General features: G+C 72.0%; 17 protein-coding genes. 9 read left to right on the plus strand and 8 right to left on the minus strand.

Annotated features, from left to right (window positions below; genetic code table 11):
* Window positions 1-144 precede the first annotated feature (144 nt).
* The 5 genes from IE277_RS11250 to IE277_RS11270 all read left to right on the plus strand — a co-directional run bounded on the left by IE277_RS11250 (window position 145) and on the right by IE277_RS11270 (window position 6,553).
* Window positions 145-2,394, plus strand: a complete 2,250-nt coding sequence (locus IE277_RS11250; protein ID WP_189951145.1) for a molybdopterin oxidoreductase family protein — start codon at window positions 145-147, stop codon at window positions 2,392-2,394.
* A gap of 133 nt (window positions 2,395-2,527) precedes the next feature.
* The gene (locus IE277_RS11255; protein WP_189951147.1) at window positions 2,528-3,301 is read left to right on the plus strand and encodes a hypothetical protein; all 774 of its coding nucleotides are present in this window, start codon (window positions 2,528-2,530) and stop codon (window positions 3,299-3,301) included.
* Window positions 3,288-3,974, plus strand: coding sequence for a class F sortase (locus IE277_RS11260; RefSeq protein ID WP_189951149.1), 687 nt, complete (start codon window positions 3,288-3,290; stop codon window positions 3,972-3,974). Before IE277_RS11255 ends, IE277_RS11260 begins: the two co-directional genes overlap by 14 nt.
* 92 nt (window positions 3,975-4,066) lie before the next feature.
* The gene (locus tag IE277_RS11265; RefSeq protein ID WP_189951151.1) at window positions 4,067-5,455 is read left to right on the plus strand and encodes an aldehyde dehydrogenase family protein; all 1,389 of its coding nucleotides are present in this window, start codon (window positions 4,067-4,069) and stop codon (window positions 5,453-5,455) included.
* A 15-nt stretch (window positions 5,456-5,470) separates the two neighbouring features.
* The gene (locus IE277_RS11270) at window positions 5,471-6,553 is read left to right on the plus strand and encodes a Zn-dependent alcohol dehydrogenase (RefSeq protein WP_189951153.1); all 1,083 of its coding nucleotides are present in this window, start codon (window positions 5,471-5,473) and stop codon (window positions 6,551-6,553) included.
* Between the two features lie 26 nt (window positions 6,554-6,579).
* Here IE277_RS11270 and IE277_RS11275 read toward each other — a convergent pair whose 3' ends face one another.
* Together IE277_RS11275 and IE277_RS11280 are read right to left on the minus strand one after the other, a co-directional pair.
* Window positions 6,580-7,293, minus strand: a complete 714-nt coding sequence (locus tag IE277_RS11275; RefSeq protein WP_189951155.1) for an ArsR/SmtB family transcription factor — start codon at window positions 7,291-7,293, stop codon at window positions 6,580-6,582.
* Window positions 7,294-7,334: 41 nt separating this feature from the next.
* Window positions 7,335-7,982: a TetR/AcrR family transcriptional regulator gene (locus tag IE277_RS11280; RefSeq protein ID WP_189951158.1), complete on the minus strand. Its 648-nt coding sequence runs from the start codon at window positions 7,980-7,982 to the stop codon at window positions 7,335-7,337.
* A gap of 90 nt (window positions 7,983-8,072) precedes the next feature.
* On the opposite strand from IE277_RS11280, the gene IE277_RS11285 reads away from it, so the two are divergent.
* Entirely contained in the window at window positions 8,073-9,224 is a 1,152-nt protein-coding gene (locus IE277_RS11285; protein ID WP_189951782.1) for an acyl-CoA dehydrogenase family protein, read from the plus strand.
* Between the two features lie 117 nt (window positions 9,225-9,341).
* On the plus strand, window positions 9,342-9,965 hold the full coding sequence (locus tag IE277_RS11290) for a TetR/AcrR family transcriptional regulator (protein ID WP_189951160.1): 624 nt from the start codon (window positions 9,342-9,344) through the stop codon (window positions 9,963-9,965).
* Between the two features lie 13 nt (window positions 9,966-9,978).
* Here IE277_RS11290 and IE277_RS11295 read toward each other — a convergent pair whose 3' ends face one another.
* Window positions 9,979-10,440, minus strand: a complete 462-nt coding sequence (locus tag IE277_RS11295; RefSeq protein WP_189951161.1) for a MaoC family dehydratase — start codon at window positions 10,438-10,440, stop codon at window positions 9,979-9,981.
* Window positions 10,441-10,565: 125 nt separating this feature from the next.
* On the opposite strand from IE277_RS11295, the gene soxR reads away from it, so the two are divergent.
* Window positions 10,566-11,024: a redox-sensitive transcriptional activator SoxR gene (gene soxR / locus IE277_RS11300; protein ID WP_189951163.1), complete on the plus strand. Its 459-nt coding sequence runs from the start codon at window positions 10,566-10,568 to the stop codon at window positions 11,022-11,024.
* A 49-nt stretch (window positions 11,025-11,073) separates the two neighbouring features.
* Here soxR and IE277_RS11305 read toward each other — a convergent pair whose 3' ends face one another.
* From IE277_RS11305 to IE277_RS11315, 3 genes are all read right to left on the minus strand, one after another.
* Window positions 11,074-12,141 (minus strand): RNA ligase (ATP), encoded by a 1,068-nt coding sequence (locus IE277_RS11305; RefSeq protein ID WP_189951165.1) that lies wholly within the window; start codon window positions 12,139-12,141, stop codon window positions 11,074-11,076.
* A 139-nt stretch (window positions 12,142-12,280) separates the two neighbouring features.
* On the minus strand, window positions 12,281-13,006 hold the full coding sequence (locus IE277_RS11310) for a 3-keto-5-aminohexanoate cleavage protein (RefSeq protein WP_189951167.1): 726 nt from the start codon (window positions 13,004-13,006) through the stop codon (window positions 12,281-12,283).
* A gap of 128 nt (window positions 13,007-13,134) precedes the next feature.
* Complete coding sequence (locus tag IE277_RS11315) at window positions 13,135-13,737, minus strand: hypothetical protein (RefSeq protein WP_189951169.1); 603 nt, start codon at window positions 13,735-13,737, stop codon at window positions 13,135-13,137.
* A gap of 208 nt (window positions 13,738-13,945) precedes the next feature.
* Between IE277_RS11315 and IE277_RS11320 the strand changes: the two genes are divergently transcribed.
* Window positions 13,946-16,732, plus strand: coding sequence for a penicillin acylase family protein (locus IE277_RS11320; protein ID WP_189951171.1), 2,787 nt, complete (start codon window positions 13,946-13,948; stop codon window positions 16,730-16,732).
* 41 nt (window positions 16,733-16,773) lie between these two features.
* Here IE277_RS11320 and IE277_RS11325 read toward each other — a convergent pair whose 3' ends face one another.
* Window positions 16,774-18,069 (minus strand): serine-threonine protein kinase, encoded by a 1,296-nt coding sequence (locus tag IE277_RS11325; protein WP_189951173.1) that lies wholly within the window; start codon window positions 18,067-18,069, stop codon window positions 16,774-16,776.
* Window positions 18,070-18,150: 81 nt separating this feature from the next.
* A complete protein-coding gene (locus IE277_RS11330; RefSeq protein WP_189951175.1) occupies window positions 18,151-19,371 on the minus strand; it encodes an exo-beta-N-acetylmuramidase NamZ family protein in 1,221 nt (406 codons plus the stop codon).
* Window positions 19,372-19,436: the final 65 nt, after the last annotated feature.

Below are 19,436 nucleotides of genomic sequence, written 5' to 3' on the forward strand. Positions count from 1 at the left end.
AAGTCGCTGACCGAAGCCGCTCGACGAAGTCGTTCACCGAAGTCGTTCACCGAAGAGGCCTCCCCTCCGTGCATACCGGTCGGTATGCTCGCCCCGAGCCCTCCGTGCTCGCCCGGCACTGCCGCCGACCCTCCGGGAGGACCCGTGTCCCGCACCGCCCTGCGAATCTGTCCCCTGTGCGAGGCCACCTGCGGGCTGGCCCTCACCGTCGAGGGCACCCGGGTCACCGGCGCCCGCGGGGACCGCGAGGACGTCTTCAGCAAGGGGTTCATCTGCCCCAAGGGCGCCTCCTTCGCGGCCGTCGACGCCGATCCCGACCGGCTGCGCACCCCGCTCGTACGCAGGGACGGCGAGCTGCAGGAGGCCACCTGGGAGGAGGCCTTCGACGCGGTCGCCGCCGGTCTGCGCACGGTCGTGGCGGGGGCCGGCTCCGACGCCGTCGGCGTGGTCCTCGGCAACCCCAATGTGCACACCGTGGCCGGCGGCCTCTATCCGCAGGTCCTCCTCGCCGGCCTGCGCAGCCGCAGCGTGTTCACCGCCTCCACGGTCGACCAGATGCCCAAGCACGTCTCCAGCGGGCTGCTCTTCGGTGACGCGAACGCCATCCCGGTGCCGGACCTGGACCACACCGACCATCTGCTTCTGATCGGCGCCAACCCCCTGGAGTCCAACGGCAGTCTGTGCACCGCGCCCGACTTCCCCGGCAGGCTCAAGGCGCTCAAGGCCCGCGGCGGACACCTCACCGTGGTCGACCCGCGCCGCACCCGCACCGCGAAGCTCGCCGACCGGCATCTGGCGATCCGTCCCGGCACCGACGCCCTGCTGCTCGCGGCGATGGCGCACACCCTCTTCGCGGAGGACCTGACCGACCTGAAGGCCCTCGCCCCGCATGTCCAAGGAGTGGAGGAACTCCGGGACGCCATGGGTGACTTCACCCCCGAAGCCGTGGCCGAGGCCTGTGACCTGGACGCCGGCCTCATCCGCACCCTCGCCCGCGAACTCGCCGCCGCCCCCGCCGCCGCCGTCTACGCCCGCATCGGCAGCTGCACCGTCCCGCACGGCACCCTCGCCAGCTGGCTGGTCGACGTCCTCAACGTCCTCACCGGCAACCTGGACCGGCCCGGCGGCGCCCTCTTCCCACAGGCCGCCACCGACCGGACACCCCGCCCGGCGGGCCCCGGGCGGGGCTTCGCGCTCGGCCGCTGGCACTCCCGGGTGCGTCGACTGCCGGAGGCGAAGGGCGAGTTGCCGCTCTCCGCGCTCGCCGAGGAGATCGACACCGCCACCGCCGAGGGCGAGCCGGTCCGCGCGCTGATCGTCGTGGCCGCCAACCCGGTGCTGTCCGCGCCCGACGGCGACCGCCTCGACAAGGCGCTGGACTGCCTGGACTTCATGGTCAGCGTCGACCCGTACCTCAATGAGACCTCGCGCCACGCCGATGTCGTCCTGCCCCCGCCGCCGCCCTCCCAGAGTCCGCACCACGACTTCGCCTTCAACACCCTCGCTGTGCGCAACCAGGTCCGCTACACCCGCCCCGCCGTCCCGCTGGAGGCGGGCCGGATGGCCGAGACCGAGATCCTCGCCCGGCTGATCCTCGCGGCCACCGGCCTGCACGGCGCCGACCCGGCCGCCGTCGACGCCATGGTCGTCGACCAGACCCTCGGCAAGGCCGTACAGGAGAAGCACTCGCCGGTGTACGGCCGCGACCCGCGCGAACTCGCCGGGCAGCTCACCGGCGAGACCGGCCCCGAGCGACGGCTGGACCTGATGCTGCGCCTCGGCCCGTACGGCGACGGCTTCGGCGCCCGGCCGGACGGCCTGACCCTGGCCCGGCTGCTCGCCCACCCGCACGGCATCGACCTCGGCCCGCTGCGCCCGCGCCTGCCGCAGCCGCTGAGGACGGTGAGCGGCAAGGTCGAGCTGCTGCCCGCGCCCATCGCCGGCGACCTGCCCCGGCTCCGCGCGGCGCTGCGTGAACGCCCCGCAGGACTGGTCCTCGTCGGCCGCCGCCATCTGCGCTCCAACAACAGCTGGATGCACAACGTGCCCGCCCTCACCGGCGGCTCCAACCGCTGCACCCTGCACATCCACCCCGAGGACGCGGCCCGGCTCGGCGTCCGGGACGGGGCGGACGTCCGCGTCAAGGGCGCCGGGGGAGAGGTGGTGGCGCCCGCCGAGGTCACCGACGCCGTACGGCCCGGAGTGGTGAGCCTGCCGCACGGCTGGGGCCACGACCGCCCCGGCACCCGCCTCGGCCACGCGGCCACGGCGCCCGGAGTCAATGTCAACCAGCTCCTCGACGGCTCGCTGCTGGACCCGCTCTCGGGCAACGCGGTCCTCAACGGTGTCCCCGTCGAGCTCGTGCCGAGCGGCTTTTCCCGCGGTATCCGCTGAATCTCCGGATTGCGCCGCATGAGCGATCTCTGACGACGCACCGGGTGTCGGTTCGTCAGGATCGGCGTGCATCACGCACAGTTCCATCGAAAGAACGATTTGTATGAAAATCGTCTGACTCGGAGGAGTGTGCATGCCGACCACGACCTCACCACGTGCCCTCGGCTCCCGTGCGGGCGCCACTGTCGTCCTCACCGTCCTCGCCGCGGTGGGCGCGTCGTGGGTGGCGGCGCCGAACGCGGCGGCCCAAGGGGAAAACGGCGACATCAGGGTGCACAGCGTGGGCGTGCCCTACGGGGTGACGAAGGACGAGCCGACGGTCTGCAAGTTCTACCTCGACGCCGTCAACTTCGACATCCTCCCCAACATCCCGTACATCATCCAGGCCCAGCCCCCGCTGCCCACCGCGGCCACCGTCACCGGCGTCATCCAGCTCGCCGCGGGCGCCGGACACACCGACGCGATCGGTCTGACCGACGGGCAGTACAAGCTCACCTGGGTCGCGGCGGGTGCCGTCAAGGAGAAGCTCTTCCGCGTCAACTGCCACGACGGACGGCACGACGGGGCGAACGGTCCGGGCGGCCCGAACGGGCAGATCGAGGATCACCAGGATCACGGGGGCCGCCAGGAACACGGGGACCACGACGACCATGGCGACCGCGGTGACCGCGGTGACCGCGGTGACCGTGACGAGCACGGGGACCGTCGAGACCAGGACGGTCCGGGCTGGGGCAGGAAGGACCACGACGATCCGCCGAGAGGCGGTGTGCACGCGGGCGGCGGCGGCCTCATCGACACCGCCGCCGCGTACGCGCCGGTGGCCGCCGCGGGTGCCGTGGGCCTGACCGCGGTCGGCGGTGCCGTGTACATCCGGCGCGGCCGCCGTCGGCCTCATGGCGCCGCGTAGGCGCAGACGCAGGCCCTGGTACCGGACCCGGATCTACCGCCTCGCCAGGACGGCCCTGCTGGTGACCGTCCTGGTGACGGTGGGAAACCGGTGCATGGGCTTGTACTCCGGGCCCGGCCGGGCCGACGACCCGGACGCCGCGCTGGCCGTCGGGGCAGGGGGCGCGAGCGGGCCGGAGTCCTGCGAGGCCCCTCCCGCGTCCTCGCCCCGTCCGCTGCCCCGGTCCCGGCCGACGTCCTTCCGTATCCCCTCGCTGGGCATCGACGCCCCGATCACGGCCCTGCGGCTCTATGGGGAGCGGCAGTTGGAGTCCCCGCCCGTCGGCCGGCCCAGGCTGGTCGGCTGGTACGAGGGCGGTCCCACGCCGGGCGAGGCCGGCACCGCGATCGCCGTGGGGCACCGGGACACCCTGACCGGCCCGGCCGTCTTCGCCGGGCTCGCCCAGGTCAAACCGTGCAAACTCATCGAGGTCAAGCGCGCCGACGGCCGTACCGCCGTCTACACCGTGGACCGGATGAAGGTCTACGACAAGGCGGGCTTCCCGGACAAGGAGGTGTACGGCCCGGTGCGGCGGCCGGAACTGCGCGTGCTGACCTGCGGCGGCCTCTACAGCCGGCGCACCGGCTACACCAGTAACGTGGTGGTCTTCGCGCATCTGACCGCGACCAAGTGACCATGCGCGACCCGGCGGCACGTCTGGCGCCAAAAAACTAACGCCGCTAGTTTGTGTGTCGGACGATGCTGACCCGCCGGGAGGAAAGCAGTATGAAGGCACACGACGGCCTGTACATCGACGGCGCCTGGCGCCCCGCCGGGAGTACCGATGTCATCGAGGTCGTGAACCCGGCCGACGAACAGGTCATCGCCCGGATCCCGGCGGCCGGTGCCCTGGACGTCGACACCGCCGTCCGTGCGGCCCGCGCCGCGCTTCCCGGCTGGGCGGCCACACCGCCGGCCGAGCGCGCGGCGCGCCTCGCCGCCCTGCGGGACGTCCTCGTGGCCCGCAAGGGCGAGATCGCCGAGACCGTCACCGCCGAACTGGGCTCCCCGCCACAGTTCTCCCAGGCCGTCCACGCCGCCGTACCCATCGCGGTCGCCGGCTCCTACGCCGAACTCGCCGCCACCCACTCCTTCGAGGAGAGGGTCGGCAACTCCACCGTGCTGCAGGAGCCCGTCGGCGTGGTCGCCGCGATCACCCCCTGGAACTACCCGCTGCACCAGATCGTCGCCAAGGTCGCCCCGGCACTCGCCGCGGGCTGCACGGTCGTCCTCAAGCCCGCCGAGGACACCCCCCTCACCGCCCAGCTGTTCGCCGAGGCGGTGCACGAGGCGGACGTGCCGGCCGGGGTGTTCAACCTGGTCACCGGCCTCGGCCCGGTCGCCGGGCAGGCCCTCGCCGAGCACCCCGGCGTCGATCTGGTCTCCTTCACCGGGTCCACGGCGGTCGGCCGGCAGATCGGCGCGGTGGCCGGCGCGGCCGTGAAGAGGGTCGCTCTGGAACTCGGCGGCAAGTCGGCCAATGTCATCCTGCCGAGCGCCGACCTCGCCAAAGCCGTCAACGTCGGCGTGGCCAACGTGATGTCCAACTCCGGCCAGACATGCAGCGCCTGGACCCGCATGCTGGTCCACCGCGACCGGTACGACGAGGCCGTCGAGCTGGCCCGGACGGCCGCCGCCAAGTACGCCGACCGCATCGGCCCCCTCGTCAACGCCAAGCAGCGGACCCGGGTGCGCGGCTATATCGAGCAGGGCATCGCCGAGGGCGCCCGCCTGGTCGCCGGCGGCCCCGAATCCCCGCGCGAGAAGGGCTACTTCGTCAGCCCCACCGTCTTCGCCGACGTGAGCCCCGAGATGACCATCGCCCAGGAGGAGATCTTCGGCCCGGTCCTGTCGATCCTGCCCTACGGCGACGAGGACGACGCCCTGCGCATCGCCAACGGCACGGTCTACGGCCTCGCGGGCGCCGTCTGGGCCGGCGACGAGGCCGAGGCCGTGGCCTTCGCCCGGCGCATGGACACCGGCCAGGTGGACATCAACGGCGGCCGGTTCAACCCCCTGGCCCCCTTCGGCGGCTACAAGCAGTCCGGAGTCGGCCGGGAACTCGGCGCGCACGGACTGATCGAGTACCTCCAGACCAAGTCCCTCCAGTTCTAAGGAAGTACGCGACCCATGGCCGTACGAGCCGCCGTCCTGCCCGCCATCGGCGCCCCCCTGGAGATCACCGCCGTCGATCTGCCCGACCCGGGCCCGGGGCAGGTCCGCGTCCGCCTCGCCGCGGCGGGCGTCTGCCACTCCGATCTGTCCCTGTCCGACGGCACCATGCGCGTACCCGTCCCGGCCGTCCTCGGCCACGAGGGCGCCGGCACGGTCGTGGCCGTGGGCGACGGCGTCGCCCATGTCGCCGAGGGCGACCCCGTCGTCCTCAACTGGGCGCCCTCCTGCGGGAGTTGCCACGCCTGTACGCTCGGCGAGGTCTGGCTGTGCGCCAACGCCCTCAACGGCGCCGCCGACGTCTACGCCCGCACCGCCGACGGCACCGACCTCCACCCCGGCCTCAACGTGGCCGCGTTCGCCGAGGAGACGGTCGTCTCCGCGTCCTGCGTGCTGCCCCTTCCCCAGGGGGTGCCGCTGGTGGACGCCGCCCTCCTCGGCTGCGCCGTCCTCACCGGCTACGGCGCCGTCCACCACTCGGCGAAGGTCCACCCCGGCGAGAGCGTCGCGGTGTTCGGCGCGGGCGGCGTCGGACTCGCCACCCTCCAGTCGGCCCGTATCGCGGGCGCGTCCCGGATCATCGCCGTCGACGTCACCCCGGAGAAGGAGGAACTGGCCCGCGCGGCCGGTGCCACCGACTACGTCCTCGCCTCCGAGAACACGCCCCGCGAGATCCGCGCCCTCACCGACAAGCAGGGCGTCGACGTCTCCGTGGAGTGCGTGGGCCGTGCGGTGTCGATCCGGGCTGCCTGGGAGTCCACCCGCCGCGGTGGCCGTACGACGGTCGTCGGCATCGGCGGCAAGGACCAGGAGGTCACCTTCAACGCCCTGGAGATCTTCCACTGGGGCCGCACCCTCTCCGGCTGCGTCTACGGCAACACCGACCCGGCCCGCGACGTGCCCGTGCTCGCCGAGCACGTACGCGAAGGCCGCCTCGACCTGTCGGCCCTGGTCACCGACCGCATCACCCTGGAGGACATCCCGACGGCCTTCGACAACATGCGCGCGGGCAAGGGCGGCCGCGCACTGGTGGTCTTCTGAGCGGGCCGCCGCCCCCGTGGCCGGACTCAGCGCAGGGAGCCGGCCGGGATGCCGAGCAGCGATCCCAGCTCCCGCTCCCCCTTCGGAGTCACCTTCACCGCCCGCTCCGAGCCGATCCGCACGCACCACCCGGCATCCAGCACATGCCGGCACAGCGCCGCCCCGGCGGCCCCTGCGAGATGGGGCCGCCGCTCGGTCCAGTCCAGGCACGCACGGGCCAGCGGACGCCGGCCCGGAACCGTGAGCGCGATACCCGCCGCACGGAACCACTCCACCCCGGCGTCCGTGAGCGCGAACCCCGTGTCCTGCCGCAGCAGGCCCCGCAGGGTCAGCGCGTCGGTGAGCGCGATCCCGAGCCGCCCGGCGAGATGGTCGTAACAGGTACGCCCGCGCGCCATCGCCGAGTCGGCACTGGATTCCCGCAGCGTCCGCGGAGGGCGCCGTACCGCCGCCGCAGGCACCTGCGCGGCGAGTTCCTCCACGAGCCCCGCCGCCCCCGCGTCGGCCAGCCGCACATACCGGTGGCGTCCCTGGCGTTCCTCCGTGAGCAGGCCGCCGGCCACCAGCTTGCCCAGGTGCTCGCTGAGCGTCGACGCGGCGACGCCGGCGTGCCGGGCCAGCTCACCGGCGGTCCAGGCCCGCCCGTCGAGGAGCGCCAGCAGACACGCGGCCCGTGTCTCGTCGGCGAGCAGGGCGGCGAGCGCGGCGAGAGGGGCGGCCCGGGAGTCCTTGGCGGTCATGGGTCCCAGCATGCGGCAAGGACACTTCGGCGCCCGCCGAACTATGGCCGCGCGCTCTGCCGTACCTGCTCGTACTGCTGCGCCAGCCCGTCCAGCAGCGCCGTGAGCCCCGTCTCGAAGGCCCGCTCGTCGATCTTCTCCTGCTGCTCGGCGAGCAGATGGGCCTGGCCGAGGTGGGGATAGTCGGCGGGGTCGTACGCGCTCGCGTCGTCCACGAAGCCGCCGGCGAAGGAGCCGAGCGCGGAGCCCATGATGAAGTACCGCATCAGCGCGCCGATGGAGGTCGCCTGCGCGGGCGGCCAGCCGGCCTCGACCATCGCGCCGTAGACCGCGTCGGCCAGCCGCAGGGCGGCCGGGCGGCGGCCGGGCCCGCGCGCCAGGACCGGGACGATGTTCGGGTGCTCGCGCAGGGCGGCCCGGTAGGAGACGGCCCAGTCGTGCAGCGCGGTCCGCCAGTCGCGGCCGTCCTCGAACATCGCCAGGTCGACCAGCCCGCTCACCGAGTCGGCGACCGCCTCCAGGATCTCGTCCTTGGTGCGGAAGTGGTTGTAAAGCGAGGGCCCGCTGACCCCCAGCTCGGCGGCGAGCCGGCGGGTGGACACGGCCGCCAGGCCCTCCCGGTCCACGAGTTCCCGGGCCGTGGCGATGATCCGGTCGGTGCTGAGGAGGGGCTTGCGCGGTCGGGCCATGGCGCACATAGTAGGGCTGCGAACAGAAACTAGCAGTGCTAATTTAAATGTACGGCTTTCAAGCTACATCTGGTGTGGGGTGATCGCGTGGTGAACCTGGAGCTGAGCGAGGAGCAGGCCGCCGTACGGCAGCTCGCCCGGGACTTCGTGGAGCGCGAGATCGCCCCGCATGCCGCGGCCTGGGACCGGGCCGAGGAGGTGGACCGGGCGGTCGTGAAGAAGCTCGGCGAGGTCGGCTTCCTCGGACTGACCGTCGACGAGGAGTACGGCGGCTGCGGCGGCGACCATCTCGCGTACTGCCTGGTCACCGAGGAGCTGGGGCGCGGCGACTCCTCCGTGCGGGGCATCGTCTCGGTGTCCCTCGGGCTCGTCGCCAAGACGATCGCCGCCTGGGGCGACGAGGAGCAGAGGCGGCGCTGGCTGCCGGGGCTGACCGCGGGCGAGTACGTCGGCTGCTTCGGCCTGACCGAGCCTGGCACCGGCTCCGACGCGGGCAACCTCATCACCCGTGCCGTGCGCGAAGGCGACGAGTACGTCATCAACGGCACCAAGATGTTCATCACGAACGGCACCTGGGCGGATGTCGTCCTGCTCTTCGCCCGCTCCACCGACGCCCCCGGCCACCAGGGTGTCAGCGCCTTCCTGGTGCCGACCGACACCCCCGGTCTGACCCGCCGTGCCGTCCACGGCAAGCTCGGCCTGCGCGGCCAGGCCACCGCCGAACTCGTGCTGCAGGACGTCCGGGTCCCCGCCTCGGCGATGCTCGGGGAGGAGGGCAAGGGCTTCTCCGTCGCCATGTCGGCGCTCGCCAAGGGGCGGATGTCGGTGGCGGCCGGCTGTGTCGGCATCGCCCAGGCCGCGCTGGACGCGGCCGTCGCCTACGCCGGTGAGCGCGAGCAGTTCGGCAAGCCGATCGCCCGTCATCAGCTGGTGCAGGAGCTGATCAGCGACATCGCCGTCGACGTGGACGCCGCCCGGCTGCTCACCTGGCGGGTCGCCGATCTGATCGACCGCGGGCGGCCGTTCGCCGTGGAGTCCTCCAAGGCCAAGCTGTTCGCCTCGGAGGCCGCCGTCCGCGCGGCCAACAACGCCCTGCAGGTCTTCGGCGGCTACGGTTACATCGATGAGTACCCCGTCGGCAAACTTCTGCGCGACGCCCGCGTGATGACCCTCTACGAGGGCACCAGCCAGATCCAGAAGCTGCTGATCGGGCGTGCTCTGACCGGGGTTTCGGCGTTCTGAGCCCCGATCCCGCGCACCTGGCTCCGAGAAGGTCCGAAAGCGCTCGGCGGCTGCGCTAAGCGCTCGCTCACCTTGGGCGGTATGGTGGTGCTCCTGACCGAGAGGGGCGAACGAGCGATGAGTACGGCGGAGGAGACGACCGGCGGCGAAGTGGAGCCGTGGGAAGAGGTCACCCCTGACGCGGCCCGGCGGCTGCTGGTCGCCGCCGTGGAGGCCTTCGCCGAGCGCGGCTACCACGCGACCACCACACGCGACATCGCGAGCCGGGCCGGCATGAGCCCGGCCGCGCTCTACATCCACTACAAGACCAAGGAAGAGCTGCTCCACCGGATCAGCCGGATCGGTCACGACAGGGCGCTCGACATCCTGCGCACGGCCTCGCGGCGCGAGGGCACGGCGAAGGAACGGCTGGCCGACGCGGTCGGCTCCTTCGTCCGCTGGCATGCGGGGCGGCGCACCACCGCGCGGGTCGTGCAGTACGAACTCGACGCCCTCGGCCCCGAGGCCCGCGCCGAGATCGTCGCACTGCGCCGCCAGGTCGACGCCGAGGTGCGCGGGATCATCGAGGACGGTGTGGCCTCGGGCGAGTTCGACGTACGGGACGTCCAGGGCACCACCCTCGCCGTGCTGTCGCTGTGCATCGACGTGGCCCGCTGGTTCACCGTGAACGGCCCGCGCACCCCCGAGGAGGTCGGCGCGCTCTACGCCGACCTCGTGCTCCGGATGGTCGGGGCCGGCTAGCCGGCCCCTCGGCTCACAGGTAGTAGCGGGACACCGACTCCGCGACGCACACCGGCTTGTCGCCGCCCTCGCGCTCCACGGTGAAGGCGACGGTCACCTGGACGCCTCCGGTGACGTCCGCCACGTCGGTCATCTTCGCGGTGGCGCGCAGCCGGGAGCCGACCGGGACGGGGGAGGGGAAGCGGACCTTGTTCGTGCCGTAGTTCACGCCCATCGTCACGCCGTCGACCCGGATCAGCTGCGGGCCGAACAGCGGGAGCAGGGACAGCGTGAGATAGCCGTGCGCGATGGTGGTCCCGAACGGTCCTGCCGCCGCCTTCTCCGGGTCCACATGGATCCACTGGTGGTCGCCGGTGGCCTCGGCGAACAGATCGATGCGCTTCTGGTCGACCTCCAGCCAGTCGGTGTACCCCAGCTGCTCGCCGACGGCCGCCCTCAGCTCGTCGGGGGAGGTGAAGGTCCTCGGTTCTGCCATGATCCCGGCCTCTCGCTCGCGTCTCTAAGCAACTGCTTAGCATGGTCGGATGGAGGGCGCCTGTCAACGGACCGCGACGGGTGCCGGGCGGCGGGAATGCGACGGCAGGGCCTAGGCTCTGGGGAGTGCCCCAGATTCCCGAGACGGTCCATGAGCTGACCGTCGGCCAGCTCTCCTCGCGCAGCGGTGCCGCCGTGTCCGCCCTGCACTTCTACGAGGCCAAAGGCCTGATCAGCAGTCGCCGCACCACCGGAAACCAGCGGCGCTACAGCCGTGACACCCTGCGGCGGGTCGCCTTCGTCCGCGCGGCGCAGCGGGTGGGCATCCCGCTGGCCACGATCCGGGACGCCCTGGCGCAGCTGCCGGAGGAACGGACGCCGACCCGGGAGGACTGGTCACGGCTGTCGGAGACCTGGCGCTCGGAACTCGACGAGCGCATCAGGCAGCTGAACCGTTTGCGCGATCACCTGACCGACTGCATCGGGTGCGGGTGCCTGTCCCTGGAGAACTGTGTCCTGTCCAATCCGGACGATGTGTTCGGCGAACGGCTGACGGGGTCCCGGCTGCTGGCGGAGGGGCGCTGAGCCCGGCCGCCGTTCCCCGCACGCCTGGGGGAACGGCGGCGCCGTCGCCTCACTCGTACTCCGTGCCGCCCTTGCGCGTCAGGTATGCCGGGCTCACCGCCTTGGCGATGGCCCGGCCCGCGGTCACCGCGCTGTACCGCTCGACGGCGGGCCGTATCACCACGCCCTCCCGCAGATGCAGCCCCCGCCCGGACACGGTCTCCCGTCCGCTCGCGAACTCCAGCACCCGCGCGATGTCGTAGGGGCCGGTGAACAGCCGGGGCACCAGCGGCAGTTCCCCGGCCAGCACCTCGGCCGCGTCCAGCCACCGCACGACCCCGTCGATCTCCGCCGACACGTCGAACGCCGCGTACCCGAGCGTCTCCCGCCGCCCGTCGGCCCCGTACGACAGGTCCTGCACCCCCGCGCCGAACACCTCGCCGAAGACGCCGACCCGGGTGGCGCCCAGCCGCGCGCAGAGCCGTGCCGCCGCCTCGGCGACGCCGTGCCCGCGCACCGCCCGCCAGTACAGGTTCCGCGGATCCTCCTTCAACGCCAGCGACTTGGCGCCGAAGCCCTTGGAGGACACGTACGCCCGTCCCTCCTCGGCGGCATACGTCAGCAGGCAGGCCGAGCCGTGGAGCTTCTCCGTCAGGACGACCGGCTCGCCCGGCGTGAAGATGTCCGGGTAGCGCTGGATGTTCTCGATGTCGACCCAGGGCAGCAGGCCGGGCGCGGACTCCACCTCGCCGTTCATGGTCGGCGGGATCTCCGGCACCCATTTGGTGATGCCCAGCCGCTCGGCGAAGTCCGTGCCCTCGGCCGCCGCGCGCGCCAGGTCGATGTCCGCGAGCGCCTTCGGCCGGCACACGATGCCCTGGGACAGCTCACCACGCAGCCGCACCGCCTTGACCCGGTTGGCCTCACCGCCCGCCAGCCGTCCGGTCAGCCCCAGCTCCTCGATCAGACCGGCCGGCAGCACGGACTGCTCGGGGATGTAGACGGCGGCCTCACCGGTGCGGTACGCGCCCTTGGCCACGACGGCTCGGTACAAGCCCACCTGGGCCAGTTCGAGCGCGTCGGCGTTCGGGTGTTCATGGACGGTCAGCACTTCGGCGGTGACGCGCAGCGTCGACATCGCAACTCCTTTGGCGTGCGGGCACACAGATGCCCGTCAGCTGTGTTTCATCGCCTCCTACTGTCCGCACGGGAAAGCGCTGGAGCCAGCGGATTCGGCTCTGCTAGCGTCGCGCTTTTCGGGGCCGTCTCCCCCCCCGCTACGAGGCGTGCGGGAACGACCCGTACCGGACCAACCCCTCGGCCACCAGACGGGCGTTGCCGTCCGCGTGTCGGCCGTCCGGCAGGAACAGGGTGTCCTCCAGGCCGATCCGGGTGGCGAGGCCCAGCCGGCCGGCCAGACGCAGCACCGGCCAGGCGCCGCCCTCCTCGCCGTGCAGCAGGACCGGGCGTGCGTGCGCCGTGCCGAGGCCGGCCAGCAGGGTCCGTGCCGAGGCCTCGGCGGTCGCCGGATCCGGGTCGGTCACCTCCGCCAGCACGCGCAGCACCTTCGGCCCGAGCGGCGAGGCCGTGAACCGGGCCGCGCCGTCGGTGCCGGACCAGATGCCCGCCTCGACGCCGACCCCCATCGAGAGCAGCTGTGCGGCGACCGCCTCGGCGCCCGGCTCGTGCCAGTTGACCGAGGCGAAGTCGGGCAGCGCCGACCAGCTGCGCACCCGGGCGAGCCGGGCCGCCGGTTCGGGCTCGGCCCAGGCACCGGTCGTCACCCCGACCGGCACGGACACGCTCGCCCGGATCGCCTCCAGCGCCGGGGCGAGCACACGCGGGGAGAGACTGTCGTGCCCGCACGGCGTCTTCGGGTGGACATGCACGGCCGTGGCCCCGGCCGCGACCGCCTGCGCGGCGGAACGGGCCATGTCCTCGGGCGACATCGGCACGGATGGGCTGTCCGCCGGGGATCGGCGGCCGTTCAGACATGCCTGCATGGTGCTCCATCGGGAGTGCGGGAAATCCCTCGCGCCACCCTATGTCTTCGGTCGTCTGCTGCGTCGCCCCCGAGCCGACAGGGGTGCGGCATCCCCCTACGCACCCCCCCGGTGATCCCCCCCAACACTCAGGCCGACATCAGCAGTTGCCCCCGCCTGGCGGATGCCAGCGCCCTTGAAGTGAGCACGGGGCGCGGCACGAGAATGCCGCAGGCCGTGCAGACCGGTCCGGACGACGGTGCGTGGTCCAGGCCGTATCGCCAGATCATTCGGTCACCGCCGCACACCGGGCACCCCGAGCCCGGTTCCCGCTCCAGGGCGGTGATCAGCCGGCGCAGCACCTCCGCCAAGGGCTCGCCGGGGTGGACGCGCGGGTCGTCGCACCAGGCGACCCCGAAGCCGCCCCAGGTCAGCCGGTGCCAGTCGTCCACCGTGCCCGGCCGCCGCAGCCCGTCGTGCTTCTCCTTCCTGCGCCGCTCGGTGAAGTCGGTCTCATAGGCGAGCCAGACGGACCGCGCCTCCTCCAGCTCCTCCAGTGCGGCCACGAGCCGCGCCGGGTCGGGGGAGCGGTCCTCGGGGCCGAAGCCCGCCCTGGCGCACAGATGGTCCCACGTCGCCCGATGCCCGTAAGGGGCGAACTTCTCAAGGCACTTGCGCAGTGAGTATCGCCGCAGTGCCAGATCGCAGCCCGGATCGCGTACCTGTCTCGCCAGACTCCGGAAACCGGCCATCGCCCTGCACCTCCGTCACACCTGCACCTGTACTTCGGTCACTTCGGCGTCGTCGCACGGACGTCGCCGAATAGACGTATCGACAGGCGATTCGGCTCCATCTCATCTCATGGTTCTGCTTGCTGACTCCAGAAAGTGACGCATGTTCATCTTTAAAGCTGGGGATACCGGCGGTAACGTTCGGCCACCCCTGTCGCTAGGAGCTGCCATGCCACGGCGAACCCCACGTACCGCCTTTGACAGACTGAGAACGTCCCGCCGCTTCACCGGGTTCCTGAAGACCGCCTCGATATGCGTTCTCGTCGGCGGACTTCTCTCCCCGCTCACCCAGCAGGCGGCCGCCGCCGAGGCCGCCACCTCGAACGACTACTGCGGCGGACAGTGCTCGGACATCCTGCCGCCCGGCGAGAACGGCAACGCGACCCTCGCGCAGATCCTGCTCGACCAGGCCTTCGGCACCCAGCCCTCACACGCCGAGGACCAGCTCGGGCCGTACGCCAACCTCGCCACCGGACATTCCGGACTTACCGATTCGACGATCAACAATTTCTTCAACGACGCCTCGTTCGGCGTCCCGTCCGACCAGGTCGCCTCCACCGAGAAGCCCAGCGGGCGCAGCGATGTGACGATCGTCCGCGACAAGAAGACCGGCGTGCCGCACATCACGGGCACCACCCGCTACGGCACCGAGTACGGCGCCGGGTACGCCGCGGCCGAGGACCGGCTGTGGCTGATGGACGTCTTCCGGCACGTCGGCCGCGGTCAGCTGACCTCCTTCGCCGGCGGCGCCGCCGCCAACCAGGGCCTGGAGCAGGAGTTCTACCGCAACGCGCCGTACACCGAGGCCGATCTGCAGGCGCAGATCGACAACGCGGTGGCGAACAACGGCGCCCGCGGCCAGCAGGCCCTGGCCGACGCCAACGCCTACCTCGCCGGCGTCAACGCCTATATCGACGCCTCCGACAGCGGCCGTTACTTCCCCGGCGAGTACGACCTGACCGGTCACAAGGACCCGATCACCAACGCCGGCACCATCGACCACTTCAAGATCACCGACCTGGTCGCGCTGGCCTCCGTCATCGGCTCGCTGTTCGGCTCCGGGGGCGGCGGCGAGGTCGACAACGCGGTCTCCCTGCTGGCCGCCCAGGACAAGTACGGGGTCGAGGAGGGCACCAAGGTCTGGGAGTCCTTCCGCGAGCGCAACGACCCCGAGGCGGTCCTGACCGTCCACGACGGCCAGAGCTTCCCCTACGGCACCAAGCCCGCCGACGCCAAGGGCGAGGCCCTGCCCGACCCCGGCACGGTCGCCCAGGAGCCGCTCGTCTACGACCGCACGGGCAGCGCGGGGACCGCGGCCGCCAGGAACACCTCCGCCTCGGCCGCGAGAACCACGCTCGGCTCGGCCCACCGAGGGATGTCCAACGCCCTTGTCGTGAGCGGCGAGCACACCGCGAGCGGGCATCCGATCGCCGTCTTCGGGCCGCAGACCGGGTACTTCGCCCCGCAGCTGCTCATGCTCCAGGAGATCCAGGGTCCGGGCATCAGCGCGCGCGGCGCCTCCTTCGCGGGCCTGAGCATGTACGTCGAACTGGGCCGCGGCCAGGACTACTCGTGGTCCGCGACCACCTCGGGCCAGGACATCATCGACACTTACGCCGTCGAGCTGTGCCAGGACGACTACCACTACCTGTACCACGGCAGCTGCACGGCCATGGACAAGGTCGAGCAGAAGAACGCCTGGTCGCCGACCACGGCCGACAGCACCCCGGCGGGGTCGTACACCATGCGGGTGTGGCGCACGAAGTACGGGCCGGTGGAGTACCGCGCGACCGTGGGCGGCAAGAAGGTCGCCTACACCACGCTGCGCTCCTCGTATCTGCACGAGGCCGACTCGATCATCGGCTTCCAGATGCTGAACGACCCCGGCTACGTCAAGGGCCCGAAGGACTTCCAGAGCGCGGCCCAGCACATCAACTACACCTTCAACTGGTTCTACGCCGACTCCCAGCACACCGCGTACTACAACAGCGGTGACAACCCGGTCCGGGCGGCCGGCGTCGACTCCGAGTTCCCGGTCTGGGCGCAGTCCGCGTACGAGTGGCAGAACTGGAACCCGGACACCAACACGGCCGCCTACACCCCGGCCTCCGCCCACCCCAACTCCGTCGACCAGGACTACTACGTCTCCTGGAACAACAAGCAGGCCAAGGACTACACGACCGCGTCCTGGGGCGACGGCTCGGTGCACCGCGGCAATCTGCTGGAGGACCGGGTGAAGAAGCTGGCCGCGGCCGGCGGGGTCACCCGGACCCAGCTGGTCAAGGCCATGGCGGACGCCGCCCTCGCCGATCTGCGCGCCGAGGACGTGCTGCCGAAGCTGCTCAAGGTGATCAACTCCTCGCCGGTGACCGACTCCACGGCCGCCGACGCGGTGAAGAAGCTCCAGGCCTGGATCGGCGCGGGCGCGGGGCGCACGGAGACGTCCGCCGGTTCGAAGACCTACGCCGACGCCGACGCGATCCGCATCCTGGACGCCTGGTGGCCGCTGCTGGTCAAGGCCGAGTTCGAACCGGGCCTCGGCAGCGACCTGTACACCGATCTCACCGGCAACCTGTCGATCGACGAGGCACCGTCCGCCGGACACGGCCCGACCGGCTCGCACGCCGGCAGCTCCTTCCAGTACGGCTGGTGGAGCTATGTCGACAAGGACATCCGGGCGGTGCTCGGCGAGAACGTGCAGGGCGCTCTCGCCGAGAAGTACTGCGGCGGCGGCAGCCTCAGCTCCTGCCGGGACCTCCTGATCAGCACGCTGAAGACGGCGGCCGGCACCGGCGCGTCGACGGTCTACCCCGGGGACTCCCTGTGCTCGGCGGGCGACCAGTGGTGCGCCGACTCGATCGTCCAGCGCACCCTGGGCGGCATCAAGCACTCCAACATCAGCTGGCAGAACCGGCCGACCTTCCAGCAGGTGGTCGAGTACACCGCACACCGATGAGGCGACCCGCGAGACGGTGACGGCGAGGTACGGGCGGCGGGTCAGCCGATGCGGCCCGCCGCCAGTACCAGGCGCGCCAGTTCGGGGTGCACGATGTCGCTGTGCGCCCCGGTCGGCGGTCCGCCGCGCCGGACCACGGCCGCCGCGTCGACGTTCACGCAGCCCGACGCGGGCAGCGGTCCGGTCAGGGCCGCCGCCAGATCCAGCCGGGCGGTCCCCGGCACCGCCTGCACCCCGTCGTGCCCCAGGGCGCCCCACTCCGGTCCCAGCACGGCCGCGATCTCGCTGCCCACGCACGAGCGGTCGTCCCCGGCGAGCCGGGAGGCCAGCGGATAGAACGTGCCGAGCGCCGTGTCGAAGTGCGAGTAGCAGCACACCAGCGGCCCGTCGATCCGCCCCTGCCGGTCCTTGAGCGCCCCCGACCTGTCCGGGGCCTGCGGCACCCGCCCCGCGAACGCGTAGTGCGAGAAGGCGCCCTGCAGGAGGGTCACCGACTTCACCGAACGCACCCCGTCGGGCAGCCCGCGCAGGCCGAACGACACCAGCCGGCCGCCGAAGCTGTGCCCCGCCAGATGCACCCGCACCCCGGGCGCCGCACCGGCCAGCGCGCCGAGCACCGGCCCGAGCCCCCGCTCGCCGACCGTCCCGGCCCGCCGTTTCATCGTGTAGTACGTCGCCTGCCGCAGCAGTTCCTTGGCGCCCTCCCACGGATTCGGGATGCTGAACGCCGGCGCCGGCGCGCCCGCGGACCGCACGGCCGCGAGCGCCCCGGCGAACTCCTCGCACGCGGCCGCCGGATCCTGGGTGAACACCAACGGCTCGCCCTCCTCCTCCGTGTCGGCCACGCCGGGATGCGGCTCGGTGTCGATCAGCTGCCGCACCAGCCGCCCGAACTCCGTCAGTCCCTGGGCGCCGCCCGGCCGTTCGTCCAGCATCCCGGCGAGCCGGCCGATCAGGTCCGCCCGGTCCGGGAAGACCGCGACCAGTGCCTGCCGGGTGTCCGCGTCCAGCCCCGCCGTCGCGGGCGCGGCGGCCGCCACCGACCTGGGGAAGTCGGGGATCGGCTCGTCGCTGAACCGCATCGACGGCCAGATCACCCCCACATAGCCGACGCGGGCCTTCGGGGCGAGGTCCGGGATCGGCGCGAAGAAGCCGCGGTACAGCGCGGTCGCGCCCGAGCGGTCGCTGTTCCAGCCGTGCGCGAAGACGATCAGGTCGCGCACGCCGTGCTCCGTGACCTGTGCCATCAACCGGTCGCGTTCGGGACCGTCCACATCCCCGTCCGCGTCGAAGGTCAGCTCCCAGTAAGGAGTGACGCTCATCCCAGGATCCGCCATGCCAGGCTCCCTCGTCCCCCCAAACGATGCGTTGGGCCCGCATCGTCCTGCTCCGGGGCGTGGTTGGCCATACGCCGTGCCTCACGGGTAGAGGAGATATTCCTTTCGAACCCGGCGGAACGCGGCCAGCTCCTGCTGCCAGGCGCCGGTCACCTCGTCGGTGCCCGCCCCCGCGTCGATCATGGTGCGCACCCGTGCGGAGCCGGTGAGCCTGTCGATCCAGTCGTCCGACCGCCACGCGAACCCCTTCCAGACCTTCTTCGCCGTCACCAGCAGCGCGATTCCGGTGCGTACGGGGTCGTAGGCGGCCCGGTCGTGCACATGGATCTGCACCCCGCCGACCGTCCTGCCCTCGAACTTGGAGAACGTGGGCGCGAAGTACGCCTCCCTGAACCGCACTCCGGGCAGCGCGAGCGCGTTCGCGGCGGCGGCCCAGCGGCCGTCGACGCCCTCCGCGCCGAGCAGTTCGAAGGGGCGGGTCGTGCCCCGGCCCTCCGAGACGTTGGTGCCCTCGAACAGACAGGTGCCGGAGTAGACGAGGGCCGTGTCGAGGGTCGGCATGTTCGGGCTCGGCGGCACCCACGGAAGCCCTGAGGCGTCATAGAACCGATCGCGCTGCCAGCCCGTCATCGGCACGGTCTCCAGCGGTACGGGGCTGCCCAGGAACTCCCCGTTGAACAGCCGCGCCAGCTCCGCGGCCGTCATCCCGTGCGCCTGCGCGATCGGCTGCCGGCCCACGAACGAGGCGAACTCCTTGTGCAGGACCGGCCCTTGGGCCTCGCGGCCGGTGACCGGGTTGGGCCGGTCGAGGACGACGAACCGCTTGCCCGCGAGCTGTGCGGCCTCCATGCAGTCGTAGAGCGTCCAGATGTAGGTGTAGAAGCGGGCGCCGACGTCCTGGATGTCGAAGACGACCGTGTCGACGCCGGAGGCGGTGAACACGTCGGCGAGGGCCTTGCCGCTCTTGAGGTAGGTGTCGTACACCGGCAGCCCGGTCGCCGGGTCGGTGGAGCGGCCCTCGGAACCGCCGGCCTGCGCGGTGCCGCGGAAGCCGTGCTCGGGACCGAAGACCGCCGTCAGCCTGACGCGGGTGTCGCGGTGCATGACGTCGACGATGTGCTGGACGTCGCGGGTGACGCCGGTCGGGTTGGTGACGATGCCGGTGCGCCGGCCGCGCAGTGCGGAGTATCCGTCGGCTGCGAGTCTTTCGAACCCGGTCTGCAGGGGTTCGTCGTGTCGGTGCGGGGCCGGCAGGGCTGCCATCGTGGCCGATGCGAGCAGGTTGCGTCGGGACAGGTGCATGGGGTGGCCTCCGTCGTGTGGGACGTGCACGCCGTATGTGGTTGCTCGCGCAGTTCCTCGCGCCC

It is taken from the genome of Streptomyces alanosinicus, assembly GCF_014650595.1.
GTDB lineage: Bacteria > Actinomycetota > Actinomycetes > Streptomycetales > Streptomycetaceae > Streptomyces > Streptomyces alanosinicus.

Excerpts from the sequence above, each read along its gene's own strand:
- IE277_RS11255 (WP_189951147.1), top strand. The coding sequence starts at position 2,528 with ATGCCGACCACGACCTCACCACGTGCCCTCGGCTCCCGTGCGGGCGCC.
- IE277_RS11260 (WP_189951149.1), top strand. The coding sequence starts at position 3,288 with ATGGCGCCGCGTAGGCGCAGACGCAGGCCCTGGTACCGGACCCGGATC.
- IE277_RS11265 (WP_189951151.1), top strand. The coding sequence starts at position 4,067 with ATGAAGGCACACGACGGCCTGTACATCGACGGCGCCTGGCGCCCCGCC.
- IE277_RS11270 (WP_189951153.1), top strand. The coding sequence starts at position 5,471 with ATGGCCGTACGAGCCGCCGTCCTGCCCGCCATCGGCGCCCCCCTGGAG.
- IE277_RS11275 (WP_189951155.1), bottom strand. The coding sequence starts at position 7,293 with ATGACCGCCAAGGACTCCCGGGCCGCCCCTCTCGCCGCGCTCGCCGCC.
- IE277_RS11280 (WP_189951158.1), bottom strand. The coding sequence starts at position 7,982 with ATGGCCCGACCGCGCAAGCCCCTCCTCAGCACCGACCGGATCATCGCC.
- IE277_RS11290 (WP_189951160.1), top strand. The coding sequence starts at position 9,342 with ATGAGTACGGCGGAGGAGACGACCGGCGGCGAAGTGGAGCCGTGGGAA.
- IE277_RS11295 (WP_189951161.1), bottom strand. The coding sequence starts at position 10,440 with ATGGCAGAACCGAGGACCTTCACCTCCCCCGACGAGCTGAGGGCGGCC.
- IE277_RS11305 (WP_189951165.1), bottom strand. The coding sequence starts at position 12,141 with ATGTCGACGCTGCGCGTCACCGCCGAAGTGCTGACCGTCCATGAACAC.
- IE277_RS11310 (WP_189951167.1), bottom strand. The coding sequence starts at position 13,006 with ATGCAGGCATGTCTGAACGGCCGCCGATCCCCGGCGGACAGCCCATCC.
- IE277_RS11315 (WP_189951169.1), bottom strand. The coding sequence starts at position 13,737 with ATGGCCGGTTTCCGGAGTCTGGCGAGACAGGTACGCGATCCGGGCTGC.
- IE277_RS11320 (WP_189951171.1), top strand. The coding sequence starts at position 13,946 with ATGCCACGGCGAACCCCACGTACCGCCTTTGACAGACTGAGAACGTCC.
- IE277_RS11325 (WP_189951173.1), bottom strand. The coding sequence starts at position 18,069 with ATGGCGGATCCTGGGATGAGCGTCACTCCTTACTGGGAGCTGACCTTC.
- IE277_RS11330 (WP_189951175.1), bottom strand. The coding sequence starts at position 19,371 with ATGCACCTGTCCCGACGCAACCTGCTCGCATCGGCCACGATGGCAGCC.